11 protein-coding genes are annotated in these 14,326 nt (G+C 54.4%); 3 read left to right on the top strand and 8 right to left on the bottom strand.

All coding sequences use genetic code 11. The features are described from left to right. Window positions 1-58: 58 nt before the first annotated feature. A complete protein-coding gene (locus SynBIOSE41_RS00485; protein ID WP_186539220.1) occupies window positions 59-808 on the bottom strand; it encodes a sulfotransferase in 750 nt (249 codons plus the stop codon). 31 nt (window positions 809-839) lie between these two features. Between SynBIOSE41_RS00485 and SynBIOSE41_RS00480 the strand changes: the two genes are divergently transcribed. From SynBIOSE41_RS00480 to SynBIOSE41_RS00470, 3 genes are read left to right on the top strand one after another with little or no spacing between them, the layout of a single operon-like run. After that, complete coding sequence (locus SynBIOSE41_RS00480; protein ID WP_186539219.1) at window positions 840-1,436, top strand: hypothetical protein; 597 nt, start codon at window positions 840-842, stop codon at window positions 1,434-1,436. Next, window positions 1,433-3,949 (top strand): glycosyltransferase, encoded by a 2,517-nt coding sequence (locus SynBIOSE41_RS00475; protein ID WP_186539218.1) that lies wholly within the window; start codon window positions 1,433-1,435, stop codon window positions 3,947-3,949. Before SynBIOSE41_RS00480 ends, SynBIOSE41_RS00475 begins: the two co-directional genes overlap by 4 nt. Then, window positions 3,913-6,279 carry a rhamnan synthesis F family protein gene (locus tag SynBIOSE41_RS00470; protein WP_186539217.1) on the top strand — a complete coding sequence of 789 codons (2,367 nt, stop codon included), beginning with the start codon at window positions 3,913-3,915 and terminating at the stop codon, window positions 6,277-6,279. The genes SynBIOSE41_RS00475 and SynBIOSE41_RS00470 overlap by 37 nt, the downstream gene beginning before the upstream one ends. Here the strand turns inward: SynBIOSE41_RS00470 and SynBIOSE41_RS00465 are convergent. The 7 genes from SynBIOSE41_RS00465 to SynBIOSE41_RS00435 form a co-directional block, all read right to left on the bottom strand. Next, a complete protein-coding gene (locus SynBIOSE41_RS00465) occupies window positions 6,269-7,192 on the bottom strand; it encodes an NAD-dependent epimerase/dehydratase family protein (RefSeq protein WP_186539216.1) in 924 nt (307 codons plus the stop codon). The genes SynBIOSE41_RS00470 and SynBIOSE41_RS00465 overlap by 11 nt on opposite strands. A 3-nt stretch (window positions 7,193-7,195) precedes the next feature. Then, the gene (locus SynBIOSE41_RS00460) at window positions 7,196-8,473 is read right to left on the bottom strand and encodes a glycosyltransferase (protein WP_186539215.1); all 1,278 of its coding nucleotides are present in this window, start codon (window positions 8,471-8,473) and stop codon (window positions 7,196-7,198) included. Beyond that, entirely contained in the window at window positions 8,473-9,414 is a 942-nt protein-coding gene (locus tag SynBIOSE41_RS00455; RefSeq protein WP_222930560.1) for a glycosyltransferase family 2 protein, read from the bottom strand. Before SynBIOSE41_RS00455 ends, SynBIOSE41_RS00460 begins: the two co-directional genes overlap by 1 nt. 17 nt (window positions 9,415-9,431) lie before the next feature. Continuing rightward, complete coding sequence (locus SynBIOSE41_RS00450; protein WP_255475881.1) at window positions 9,432-10,139, bottom strand: glycosyltransferase family 2 protein; 708 nt, start codon at window positions 10,137-10,139, stop codon at window positions 9,432-9,434. 89 nt (window positions 10,140-10,228) lie between these two features. Further along, entirely contained in the window at window positions 10,229-11,335 is a 1,107-nt protein-coding gene (gene rfbB / locus SynBIOSE41_RS00445) for a dTDP-glucose 4,6-dehydratase (protein WP_186539212.1), read from the bottom strand. A 470-nt stretch (window positions 11,336-11,805) separates the two neighbouring features. Further along, a complete protein-coding gene (rfbA, locus tag SynBIOSE41_RS00440; protein ID WP_186539211.1) occupies window positions 11,806-12,720 on the bottom strand; it encodes a glucose-1-phosphate thymidylyltransferase RfbA in 915 nt (304 codons plus the stop codon). A 364-nt stretch (window positions 12,721-13,084) separates the two neighbouring features. Beyond that, on the bottom strand, window positions 13,085-14,281 hold the full coding sequence (locus tag SynBIOSE41_RS00435) for a M64 family metallopeptidase (protein WP_186539210.1): 1,197 nt from the start codon (window positions 14,279-14,281) through the stop codon (window positions 13,085-13,087). Between the last annotated feature and the right edge of the window lie 45 nt (window positions 14,282-14,326).

The raw sequence follows: 14,326 nt of genomic DNA, 5'->3' as shown, positions 1-14,326 counted from the left end.
GCCTCGACGCCACCACCAACCCATGGATCACTGATCTGACGAAAGGGACCTTAACAGCTCACCATTGCAACCCATATCGCCGCTCCATCGCCTCATATGTAGAAGCCAGCTGCCGGCGCAGCCTCTGCACCAGGGCTGGATCCAGATGCTTGGCTTCGCCGGCACCGGCATTGAGCCGCCCTACCTCATGGGGTAGCGGCCAATCTTCAAGCTGCAAATACGCCAGCACTCGCTGCCACAGGCCCTCAGGGTTCCCAAACAGATCCTCACTGCGCAGTAGCAGAAGTTGCTCTCTTGGGAACAACTGCTCGTAGCGCATGAGCTGTTGCTCATAGCGGCTGCGACTCAGATAGCTGTGCACCTGGTGGGACAAGTGGCGACCATCGTTGGCCGCCAGAACAGCCTCCGCCCCCACCAACCTGCCCGGCTCAGCCTCCAGGGCTTGCTCAACTTGCAGCGGCTCAAGGCCCAACCGGCGGGAATGGAACAACCCCGAAAGACAACGCTGCACCGGATCCCTGAGCAGCACGATCAGGCGCGCATCCGGCAGCAATCGCCGGATGCGGGCCGGAGCCTCAGGGTGAAACAGGTAGTAGGGCGTGATCTCGCCGCAGCGCTGCCCCGGCTGCGCCGCCACAAATTGCTGGCGATACCACTCCTCTCCCTCGCCGTAATAAAGACTGAAAAACTGCAGTTCCTTGGCGGGCGGCAGAAAGACCCCAGGATGCTCCTGCAACATGGCCTGCAGGGTGGTGGTGCCCCCCTTCTGCACGCCCACTCCAAGAAAGTCCGGCAGCCGGCCATCCATACACTGCTCCTGCTGGAGGGCTTATCGCGTCATGATCATCGCTGATTCCTTCCTCTGGCTTCATCTTCCCAAAACCGGGGGAACCTCGATGAACCGTCTGTTTCATGAGAGGCAGTTCAGCGGGGTTGAAGTGGACGATGATTCGACGCCCCTCAAGCATGACTCCGTGGCCCTGCGAGAGAGTCGAGGAGTATGGCGTGCCAACGCACGCCAACGTTTCATCACCAGCCGACGTCTGGAAGATTGGTTGATCAGCGACTGGGAACATAAACGCCGGCACATGAACTTGCCGGATCTGGATTTCGAACCCGTGCGCAGTGGTCTGTCCTATTCCTTGCGACTGGGCGGAACCTGGGTGGCTGCCGACTGGTGGCTCCAATACTTTGAAGTCGATCAGCAGGTCACCGCGTTGCGTCTCGAGACACTGCATGACGATCTCAACCGCCTGCTGCTGCCTCTGCTGCCAGTTGGCACAGCACCCTTTCAAGCGCCACCACGGGACAACTCACGGCCAATCAGGCCAGCCGAACCTGGCTTCAGCTCAGCCGAGCGACAGCGCATCGCGGCTGTGAACCCACGTTGGGACGCATGGCAGAAGCGTGTCTATGGAGCAGGAATCGCAGCATGAATCGTGCGCCATTGATCCTGGTGGTGGGCATGCACCGCAGTGGCACGTCCCTGCTGGGATCGATTCTCGAGGCCCTCGGCGTCGCCTTGCCAGGGCCTCTGATCCCCGCTGATGACCACAATCCCGCTGGCTACTTCGAGCGATCAGACATCACGGCCCTGCAGGAAGAGCTGCTGATTGATCTCCAGCGCTGGTGGCCCAGCGAACAGGGCACCCTGGCGCTTCCTCAGGATTGGTTAACAACGCCGCGCGCCCAGCGCGCCGCCATTTGCCTCAAACGGCTGCTGACGGTCGATCAGCAGCAACAATCAGGGCCCTGGGCCATCAAGGATCCGCGCAGTTCTCTGCTCTTGCCGCTCTGGCGAGATGTGGCTGCTGAGCTGAATCTGACCTTACGCTTGCTGCTCGCCTTTCGTGACCCTGCAGAGGTGGTCACGTCGCTCATCAACCGCGATGCAGCAGCCACCGAGATGACCAGCGCGCGAGCGCAGGCACTGTGGATTCGCCATCAGCAGCAACTGCTGGTCGACGCTGGTGATCTGCCTCTGCATGTGGTGAGTTACAGCAGGTGGTTTGATGCGCCCGAAACTCAGATCCAGGCCTTGCAAACCTTCTGCAGGCCAGACAACGACGATCCAACCGCCTTGCAAACGGCATTGGGCTGCATCTGCTCTGACTATCGCCGCAGCCAGACCCACGGCCAATCCCCCCTCCTGAAGCGCAAGGTCAGGCGTTGGCATCGACAACTAGAACAGGCCGCAGCCGGGTCGGTGGAAGCACTGCGGCAATGGGCCAGACGACAACCGGAGCCATCGGCGCGTCTCAACCCCCGGAACCTCTCAACGCCCAATCAGCACCCCTGGAGCCGAGCGCTCACGGCTCTGGGAAGTGATCAAAGTGAACTCCAGGCTGCTGGGATCCAAGCCTGGACCCAAAGCGGCATTGCTCCCATCAGCCTTGCTCAACTGAGATGTCTCAACCATCCAGGCTTCCCCGGCGATGACCCCAGTGCCGACCAGGGAGGGCCTCTCCCTCAGAGACTGAGGCTTGGCTTGATTGGCGGCTCCCTGGAGGACTGGACGACACACCTGTGGATCCACCACCTGCCACTCAGCCCAGGCAGCAATCCTGAGATTTGCTCGGCTGAAGCAGCAAGAGACGCGGCGTTGCATCTGCAAACGCTCGAGATCACGGCGCAAGACCCAAAACAGCTGTTGCATCTCACCAAGGTGGAGCGGGTGTTCGATCCCGATCCCGATCAGGTGAAGCTGTTACGGCTTCTCGGAGTAAATGCTGAACAGCTCAGCATTCACCACACCCTCCACAACGCAGCGTGCGAGGGCTGGCTCAACAGCAACAACGTTGAAGCCTCCGCCCAGTTAGGCCTGCCTTGCCCCGAAGCACTGGTGATGCTTGGCGGGGAGTGGCTCTGTCTGGGCAGCAGCGAACCAGAAGACAGCTGGCAAAGGCTCCCTGCTGCGCTCCTGCATCTGCCTGTCTTTCCCCCCGCGCCGGCCCTCTCTCCAGAGCAAGCCAGGCTGCTCGCGGCATGGGTTCAAGCTTGCTGCAGCGCCGGCCTCAATCTTGTGCGCATCAATCCCCAATCATCAGAGCCATTGCTCTGGAAGAGCCTGGGTGTGCTCTGTTTTCAACAGCCAATCAACCCCGAGGAACTGCTGGAGGAATTGGCTTGGCACAAGGCAGGCAAACCTGCCCCGGGCACGATCCACACACCATCACCAACATCGCAGGTGCTCTGGCAGCACGCCAGTGGCCTGCCGCCCGAAATCTCGATCTGCATCAGCTCCTACAACTACGCCGAACGGATCCCTGCCGCACTGGAGAGCTGTCTAGGTCAATCCCTGCCCGCCGTGGAGTTGTTGATTGTCGATGACGCCTCCACCGACGACAGCCTCAGATGCTGCCATGAATGGCTGGACGCACACGGGCAACGATTCTGCAGCGCGAAGCTACTGAAACACCACAAGAATTCAGGCCTGGCTGCTGCACGCAACACCGCGTTTGCCGTTGCTTCAGCTCCCTGGTGCTGGGTGCTGGATGCTGACAATCAGATCGATGTCAGGGCCTGCGAGCTTTGCCTTGGACTGGCCAAAGCAAGCCCGGACACAACCGCTGTTGTGCATCCGCTCATCCGGATCTGCAATGACGACGGGCAGCCTCTGGGATTGGTGGGAGGCGGCCATCCCTGGCAGCGCGAGCAACTGCGAGCCGGCAACATGATTGACGCGATGGCACTGGTGCGTCGCAGCGCCTGGGAAGCCGTTGGTGGTTACAGCCACATCCCCGGAGGCTGGGAGGATTTCGATTTCTGGTGCAAGCTGATCGAGGCCGGTTGGCATGGCGTGCTGTACCCACAACCCCTTGCCACCTACACCCAGCACGGCACATCGATGCTGCAGAGCCAGACGAATCAACGCCAACGACAACTCAGCCGTCTGCTGCTGCATCGCCATCCATGGCTGCAACTCGCTTTTGCCGCAGAGAATCGCTGATGCCGCGCATCCCAACCGCTCACGCCTTGAAGAACTCCCTGTTTGGACGGCGCATCAAGCACTATTCCCGTCTGGCCTACATCCAATTGCTCACCAGTCTTGGCATGGAGATGCAGGCGGGCGGACAACCTTTCCAGCCCAGCCGACCTACCGCCATCGTGGTGAGTCATGAGGCCTCCGCCACAGGGGCACCGATCCTGGCTCTCAATCTGGTGCAGCAACTCAGCCAGAGCCACAACGTGGTGGTGATGCTGCTGAAAGGCGGAGCCTTACGCCAGCAGTTCCAAGCGAGCGGCACTGCCTTGATCCAGGCAAGGCTGGCGTTTGTGAACCGCAAACTGGTCAAACGTGCACTCAAAACGGCCTGCAAGCAGGGAAATCCTGAATTTGCATTAGTGAATTCAGTGGTTTCAGCTCCTTTTCTGGAGCCCTTGCGCGGAGAGGGGATTGTCTGCCTCTGCCTGTTGCATGAGTTCGTGACTTACGTCAAGCCACTCGACATCTTCAACGAGATTGGCCGGTGGTCCTCGCGCGTGGTGTGTTCAACACCACTGACCTGGCGAGACGTGCTCTGCCATTGCAACGATCTCGCCGATGTCCAGGTGGCCGTGCTTCCCCAAGGGCAGTGCAAGCTGCCCGAAGAGACCCAAACAGACAAACCACAACGAGCCCAACAGAGCAGCAACGTTCAAGACGCCGCAACCTTTCTGCAACAGCTCCACCAGGACACCCTCCTGGTGCTGGGTGCCGGAGCTGTGCAACCCCGCAAAGGTGTTGATCTGTTTGTGGCCATGGCGGCTGAAATCATTCAGCAGGCGCCAGAGCTCAAAGTGAGATTCGCCTGGATCGGCAGCGGTTACGAACCTGACTATGACTTCAACGTCTCGATTTGGTTGAAAGATCAGATCATCCGCAGCGGGCTGACCAACCATCTTGTGATGCTGGATGAATCACCGGCATACCAGGACCTGATCGATCGCAGCAATCTTTTTGTTGTGAGTTCACGTCTCGACCCACTGCCAAATGTGGCGATCGACGCGATGCTGGCAGGAACTCCGGTGCTCTGCTTCGCCGAAGCCTGCGGAATCGCCAATCTGCTGGAACAGCAACCCCTCCTTCACTCAGCCGGCGTGGCCCCTTACTTCAATTGCACCGCCATGGCCCGCAAAGCTGTGGCACTTCTGCGCTCCCCTGAACGGATGAAACAGCTGGGAGCCCTCAGCCGCGAACAGGCCAGACGCTGGTTCCACATGCCCTCCTACATCAAGGCTCTGATCAAGCTGGCTGGAATCAGCCGTACTGAAGTTGAGCAGGAAGAAGCCGAACTCCTTCTGCTGCGTCAGAAGAAGCTTGTGAATGCCACTTTTGCTTATCCGATGCAACGGTTCACTGAGCGGGAGCTGAACCAACATTATTTACTCAGCTGGCGCAGCAATATCCAGGCACGAAAACCTTTTCCAGGTTTTCATCCAGGGATCTACAGGGAGCACCAACTTGTTCAGGGTTCCCGCCGTGACCCGCTCGCACACTGGCATCGAAAACGACAACCCAAGGGTCCCTGGCTGGTGCCAACCATTCAACCCCGAGATGTGATCAAACGCTTGCCCGCTTCCAGCGAGGTCGCCCTACACATACACGTGTTCTATCCGGAGTTACTGGCCCCCATCCTGGATCGCCTTGGTCAAAGCAAAGTGAAACCAGATCTTTTTCTGAGCTTCAGCGATCCAACGATCGAATCACAGATCTGCCAAATCCTGCACAACAACCAGCTGGAAGCCAGCCTTCACCCGGTGCCCAACCGAGGTCGCGACATCGGACCCCTGCTCAGCGAACTGGGCCAAAAGCTTGATCGCGACTACACCATTCACGGGCATCTGCACACCAAAAAAAGTGTGTTGATCGATAGCAGCACAGCCGCGCGCTGGCGTGATTTTCTTCTGGCCAACCTGCTCGGTGATGCCGAGCAACCCATGGCCGACATCATCCTTGCCGCCATCAACAGCGATCCCGATCTTGGCCTGGTGTTTCCCGATGATCCCGGCTGCCTGGGCTGGACTGAAAACCGCGCCCATGCTGAACAAGTGGCTGAGCGTCTTGGGATCCAACAACTGCCGCAAGCGATCAACTTTCCAGTGGGCACCATGTTCTGGACTCGTCAAGGAGCCCTGAGCAACCTCTACAACCTTGGTCTGAACTGGGACGACTATCCAGAAGAACCCCTGGGCTATGACGGCACCATGCTGCATGCCATCGAGCGGCTGCTCCCTCAGATCTGCATGGCCAACGGCAAGCGCTATGCCATGACACATGTGCCTGGGCTCAGTCGTTAAGACTGTCGCAAAGACGCTGAAGCCCCTCAGCGACAGACACCCTGGGCGTCCAACCCAGAGCCTGCTTCGCTCGTTCAATGCAGAGAACGTTGGTGGGAACATCACATCCCCTTGAGGGCAGATACTCAACATTCAGGGATCGCTGCAGCTGGACCTCCAACAGACCAACGAGCTGGTTGAGGCTCAGACCCTGGCCGGAGCCAATGTTGAACAGATACTGATCCGATTGAGAGCGAGCCGCCATCAACAGGGCTTCGACCACATCAGACACATCCAGGAAATCGCGCACGGTTGTTCCATCACCCCAGATCTGCAAGGGGTCGCCTCTCAGGGCTCGGCCAAGGAACACGGGGACCACACCCTGTGTTGCATCCAGGCGCTGACGCGGACCAAAAGGGTTCGCCACCCTCAGCACCACCGCCTCGAGGCCGTGCAACTGGCGATAAAGAACCACATATTTCTCGATTGCAAGCTTGGTGATGCCGTAGGAGCAGATGGGATCTGTGGGGTGGGTTTCTGGAATCGGCACCTCTCGAGGCACGCCATACACCGTTCCGCCCGACGACACCATCACGAAGCGCTTCACATCGGTGAGACGCGCCGCTTCAAGCAAATTCAATGATCCGAGCAGATTGACCTGCACATCCGCCTGTGGATCGCGATTGGAGGTCTGGGGAAGACTCCCGCAAGCCAGATGAAACACAACCTGCGCACCCTCCAGCGTTTGCTGCAGAGCCAGGCCATCTGCCAATGGCACGGAAGACAGCGTCAGATCGGGATGGAGCTGCGCCTCAGCACTGATCAAACCTGGAAGCTGACGCCCCAGGGCCTTGACCCTGTACCCCGCACGCAGCAGACCATCCACCAGATGGGAACCAATGAAGCCACTGGCACCGGTAACAACGGCCTGCATGCCTTAACGCCTGATCACGCGAGCGTAGATCTGTTCGAGCTGATCGCCGTAATCAGCAATCGTTCGTGGAACACCTCCACGATTCACCAAGGCCGCCAGAACCAGAGGATCACGAACAAATTGGCTGAGATCAGCAGCCAATCCTCGACTGTCGCCCGGCGAAAAGAGCATGGCATTCATGCCGGAAGCCACCTGATCTGCCATTCCATCAACATCTGAAAGCAAGAGCGGCAGTCCACTGGCCTTGGCCTGCGAGACAATCAAGGGCGCATTCTCTCGCCAAAGCGAAGGCACAACGAGAACATCGAGAGACGCCAACACCTCAAACACCTGATCTGAAGCGAATACGCCTCCAAAGCGAACCTGTGGCAGTGCTTCAGTCTGCCGCTTCAAGCTATGCCAATAGTCAAGATCATCTGCTGGGTTGCCATAAAGAACGGCTTCCCAAGACTGAATCCCGCTCATCAAAGACAAGGCCTCCAGCAACACGTGGGCACCCTTGGCCTGATTGAAACTACCGATGAAACCCACACGCAGTGATCGCTGCTCCGGCCCGGCCCAGGGCTTCCGCTGCGGCAGTGCATCAAGGCCTTGCAGAGAAATGCCATAGGGGCACAACGCGAAATGATGGGTCGAGACACCCATGTCTGCAAACGTGCTCCACATCAACTGGGAAGGAACCAACACCTGCTCAAATCGCTCAAACGCCTGGGCCATCAACAAAGGGCGCCGCTTGAGAGCCGAAAAAGGACTCCTGGGGATCAACGAGAACAAGGGGTAGAGCCAACGCCAGAGCCAAAGCAAGATGAAGGCCAGTGGAGGACCGAAGCGCCGAGCCAGGTAATTGTCAGGAAACTGCAGTTGGCCGGAGGGGCAGACCATCCAGTAATCAGTCAGGCTGGCCAATACCGGCACGCGGCAACGCTGGGCAGCCTGAACAAGGGTGAGGGTATGCCGACGCAGATGAAACACATGCAACAGATCGGGCTGCAGATCCCGAAGCAAGGCAATGAAGCCAGCTTCCAGTTCAGGCCTCCAATAACTCTGAGCGACTCCCCCCAAAAAAGGAGAAGCCTCAGGAGGTGGATTCAAACGGACCAGCTCAAGCCCTTCCCAGCTCTCACGCTGCCAGGTTGGGCAACCAGGCTCATAAGGGCCAGCGGTGAGAATCCAGACTTGATGGCCACGTCTCTGCAGTTCTTCCGCCGTTCGCCTCGTGAGCGTTTCCGTACCAGCGCGGAAATCAGGAAAAAACTGATGAACAGCGAGAAGAATTCGCATCAAGACGACTCATGTCGTGATGGCCTGGAGCACAACAATGCTGCATAAAAACCCGCTGTACGCCACCAGCCATGTTTGCGTAATCCCAGCCTCAATGCAGTCGACAAACGGACCCAAACCGAAGCACTCCACAACCGTTCAAGCCTGGTTGCACTCTCTGGCGGACCAAAACGGTTCAGACATGCCCGCAACTGCAATAAACCAGGACTGATCAATCGCTGAGCAGAACGCCTGAAGTGCAAAGCATCAACATCTCGAAGTCGTTTGATCAACTGCCTGCGCCATCCCCGCGCGCCCACCACATTGGCCTGATGCTGCCGGTAACTTGAACAAGCTTCGGGCCAATAGAACAAACCACCCGCCTGGGCGGCCACAAGAGCCAGCCACCAATCATGCAGAACCACTTCTGCTGGGAAGGGCAGAGATCGCTCAACCGCCGATCGATTCAGCAGCAACGCACAACCCGTCACCACGTTCTGCAGCCCGATCTCAAACAGGCCATCACGCTCAGGATGCAAGCCCTGACAACGATGAAAGGAAGGGTGAATCTGATGAGCCTCAGCATCAATCAGGCGCTGATCAGCATGCACGAGAAGGGGCTGGTCAGCACCAAGCCGCTGCTCCAGAGCATCCATCTGCTGCAGTAGGCGTGCGGCTTTATCAACATCCCAAACATCATCTTGATCAGACAACATCACGTGAGACGCCTTACTCGCATAGAGAAGTCGTTCAAAATTACGACAACTTCCCAAGCGCCCAGATTCCCTTGTTGTTAAAAGCTCAAGCGGCACATCACTCTTTTTTTGCCAATGGTGCAGTAATTCCAATGTCTGATCCGAAGAACAATCATCAGCAACCAACAAACGCTTAGGCAAAATGGTCTGCCTGCAAATTGATGCAATTTGCTGTTCAAGGAAGCGCTCACCATTACAAGTGGCCATGACGACTTCATAATTGCTCACCAGAACTTCCAACCCCACTTACAAAAATAACGCCAGGCGCTTTGAAAATTCACGACCATCAACCTGAGACTTTTATAATTTCCGCGCCCCCAGGAATGGACAACGGAGGCACCTGAAAAATGCTGACAACGACCCCATAAAGACATCTCACGGGTTAAATCCGCATCTTCCAGATAAAGGAAATAGCGCTCATCAAAGCCATCAATCTGCAAAAAAGGCTTGGATTGCATCACCATGCAACATCCACTCAAATAAGGAACGTCGAATTGATCTTCATACGAAGAATCAGCCATGACATACCATCGGTCATAGCGCTTCAACCAACCAGGCTTGAACCAATCAAGAATGAATCGCCGGCTCAACAATCCCAATACAGTGGGATTTCTCTTGCAGAGCTTCTGTTCATTGCCTGACGGGTCAAGAATCCGAGGCGCAACGAGGACCACATCTGGATGTTGATCCATCCAGGACATCATCGTCGCGAAAGTACCGTTATTCCACTGAAGATCAGTATTAAGAACGCCTAAATACTTGGGAATATTTGGCAAAGTTTTAACCAGGCGATTAACTGCTCTTCCATAACCTGGGTTATCTGAGTTGCATAGCCAACTATCTGCATACTCTGCCAAAAGATCGATCGGCTCACCAGGCAGATAATCATTCGCAACAACTGCATAACCAATATTCTCAGGAAGGGACCTCAAGCATGTGTTCAAACAATTCACCTCCCGCTCAGAAGGATGAAACGCCACCAAGAGCAGGATCAAAGATCGTAATGGAGCTTCTGACTCACTCATGAACCCGAAACAGCGCTCTGATCGGTAATTCCAATCCGCTCACCGTCGTATCCCGATTGTTCACGCACCGCTTGACACCAGTCAAGGTTCTGTAAATACCACTCAACCGTGGCCTGTAAGCCCTCCTCAAAACTGTGCTGCGGCTTCCAACCAAGTTCTCTGGATATTTTGCTGGCATCAATCGCATATCGGCGATCATGCCCTGGCCGATCAGACACACATTTGATCAAGCTTGCATAGGGCTCATTCTGTGGCCTGATTCGATCAAGAATCGAGCAGATCGTTTCAACAACATCGCGATTACTTCGCTCACTCGCAGAGCCATGATCACCGGCCCCTCCGACACAATAGTGATCGCCGATTCGACCGCGCGTTGCTGCAAGCAGAAGAGCATCAACATGGTCTTCAACATACAACCAATCACGGATATTCAAACCATCTCCATAAAGAGGAATAGATTCACCTGCAATGGCCTTGAGAATGACAACGGGAATCAACTTTTCTGGAAACTGCCAAGGACCATAATTATTGGAGCAGTTGGTCAGAACGACAGGCAAACCAAAGGTGTGGTGCCATGCATTAACAAGATGATCGCTAGCAGCCTTACTCGCAGAATACGGACTGCGAGGATCATAAGCAGTGGTTTCAGAAAAGCGTCCCTGATCTCCCAGCGAACCAAACACTTCATCCGTACTGATGTGATGGAAGCGAAAACGATCACGGCGATGGGGCGCCAGCTGCTCCCAGTGGAGACGCACGGACTGAAGTAAATGAAAAGTCCCAACGATATTGCTTTCAATAAATATGCCTGGGCCGTCGATTGAACGATCGACGTGACTTTCTGCAGCAAGATGCATCACGAGATCCGGATCCGCGATTCGGACCGCTTCCTGCGTAGCCTCGGCATTGGCTAAATCCACCCTGAGTAAATGGTGATGGGGATGGTCACCGATGCTTGTGAGGTCACTGGCATAACCAACTTTATCCAGATTGAAGACCTGAACATCTGAGTGATGCAAAAGCCTGCGCACGACAGAACTCCCAATAAATCCAGCTCCCCCGGTCACCAACACACGGAAATCAGCTGGCAGGTGAAAAGACATCACAATTCAAATCCTGATGGAAGGATAAACCCCCAAATGCCCAGAAAGGCGAGCTGCTGTTCAAGCTTGACTTCTTTTGCAAACGCCAATCAACCCATTTTCCAATCAACGATCGAAGCAGAACACATCCCTCCGCTTAAGTGAGACAATCAAAGCCAACAATTACAAAGCAAAAATAGAGAATGTCATGCGCGCCGATCCAAGCCTTATATTACACAATAATATCAGACGGCAATAATGAATCGACAATCAAAACAAGTGCCAAAATATCTAAACCTGCGAGAAAGTTACCGCAACAAACACGCAAAAGCGAGAAAAATTAAACCAACTTCGATTCAGATCATCATATTCGCAAAGGATAACGAACAATCAACCAATTCAAAAAATCAAATGGAAGCTCGCTCTACCCGACTCTCTAGAAGCAGATCATATATCAGTGGATTTGCAAATATCAGTGGCTGATGATCAGCTCAAACTCCTAGGAGACCTGCCTTTGAATCTGGTCGGCATCCGTTTTCCAGAAGCTGCATTAAGTAATTGCCATAACCACTCTTTTTCAAAGGTTCAGCCAAAGCCCGAAGCTGATCATCAGAAATCCAGCCATGCCTCCAGGCCACCTCTTCAGGGCAGCCCACTTTCAAACTCTGTCGATGCTCAAGTGTACGGATATAGCTGGATGCTTCATGCAAAGAATCACAGGTTCCAGTATCCAACCAGGCCATCCCTCGACCCATCAGCTCAACCTTGAGCAAACCATCCTTGAGATAATCACGATTGAGATCCGTGATCTCCAGTTCACCACGGGCAGAGGGTTTGACCTTTTTGGCGCGATCAACAACAGTGCTGTCATAAAAATAGAGACCAGTCACGGCGTAACGCGACTTGGGTCTTGCTGGCTTTTCCTCAATGCTGATGACGTGTCCATCAGCAGAAAAATCAACAACCCCGTAGCGCTCAGGATCTCTCACGGGATAAGCAAAAACGGTGGCACCCTGATCAGATAAATCATCAGGCACAAGATCCTGGCCATGGAAAAGGTTATCTCCGAGCACCAATGCTGCAGGATGACCGTCCAAAAAATCAGCGCCAATCAAGAAAGCCTGAGCCAGACCGTCCGGATCGGGCTGGACCGCGTAGCTCAAACGCATACCCCATTGACGTCCATCACCAAGCAAACTCTGAAATGCCGCTTGATCTGATGGGGTCGTGATAATCAACACGTCCCTGATCCCTGCCAGCATCAGAGTGCTCAATGGGTAATACACCATAGGCTTGTCGTAGACAGGCAATAACTGCTTGCTGACGGCCTTCGTAATCGGATGCAGCCTGGTGCCGCTACCGCCCGCAAGAATGATGCCTTTTCGAGACTGAGCCAACCCATGCATCCTCACTGCATGAATACTGCCACAACAACGGCCGCATGGAAGCCAGAAACAAATCAGTGGATCGATTGGAAAGTGAATGACACTTAATTTTTATCCATCGAAGAAGTGAGCCAACAATGATCTCAAAGTATTGAGAACCAACTCTAAAGTGCATTTAAATCTGTTGCATTGGACCAACTCATTGATCCATCGCTCATGTCACAAGTCGTCCAAAGGCAACGTGCCAGCACTGAATCTGAAATCACGTCACATATCAAGCTCTCACATCATTTAAAACTGAAAGACTGACAGGGCAGCCAAAAACCAAGCCACACAACACAACTCATGAGTCCAATACCATCCAATCAACCAGTCAAAAATAAAATCAAATCTGCTGGACCAGAGAAGACAATGGAATCATCGATCTATCAACATTTTGCAAGTTCAGGGAACCAAAATCAGCAGAAACTTGCAAATCAGCCCCAACTTGAAGAATCCTGAACTCTGATCCTGAAGCAACCAGCACACGATCTCCAGAGAAAAAATCAAAATCTGTCACCACATCGAAACCCTCAGACAGAACAAATGCATCAGCACCAACACCACCTGAAAGCCAATCATTACCTGATCCACCATTCAACCAATCATTGCCGAGGCCACCATGAATCCAATCATCACCCAACTGGCCATCAAGGCGATCATCTCCCTGATCACCATTGATCCAGTCATCACCATCACCAGCAAATAAAGCATCAACACCTAAACCACCGCTCACTATGTCATCTCCGCCCTTGGAGCGGATCATGTCGTCACCCAAACCACCAAGAAAGGCCTCTGAATAATCTCCACCTTCACGAGCTTCACCCAAGCTTGATAATTGCTGTTGCTCAGGCCCCCAAATGGCTGCCAACGCATTGAGGTCATTGGCAGTAAAGAAATCGGGCCATTGCCCAAACAATGGAGATCGATAAGCCATCACAGTTTCTTCTGGGTAGTTACTACTCCATGGATCTGTAATCCCTAGCGAAACATCACCATCGGAAGAATCGAAGGCATGCTCCAAGCCAAGTGCGTGCCCAAGCTCGTGAAGAAACACATAACGACGATAGGCTTCATCATCTTGGAGTGGGGGGTAGTTAACGAATAACTCCCAATCTTGGCCGGATGAAACCGCCAAACCAAGTGTTGTTTCTTGATCACCTAAATCAATGCCAGTGTCGTAAAAAAGATCAATATCAGCGGCTGCGGCACGATCAACAACACGGAAATCCAGATCAATAATTGCATCAAGCCTTGCAATCACCGAGCGAACAAATTCTTGATCGACCAAAGGAATGGGCACAGACTGAATCACTTGCCCACCCGAACTTCCGCCCGATACATTGACAACGCCGCCCGCAGACTGCATGTAGAAATCAAGAAAACCGTCAATTACCACTGCCCGGCGAGTGATGCTGACACTCAACTCATCGATTAATTGTGCAGGAGCAATCGAAAGCCCACTCAAAACACTGGGATCACTTGCTTGAGCAGGAACTGCCTGATGCCCTAATGACTGATGCTGATGGAAATAACTTGACAAAAGGATATTTAAAACTCTCTAACTTCAACCTAGACCAACGATTTG

The organism is Synechococcus sp. BIOS-E4-1 (genome assembly GCF_014279995.1).
Lineage (GTDB): Bacteria > Cyanobacteriota > Cyanobacteriia > PCC-6307 > Cyanobiaceae > Synechococcus_C.
Note: the sequence above shows the minus strand (reverse complement) of the source record. Positions and strands in the feature narration are given on the sequence as shown.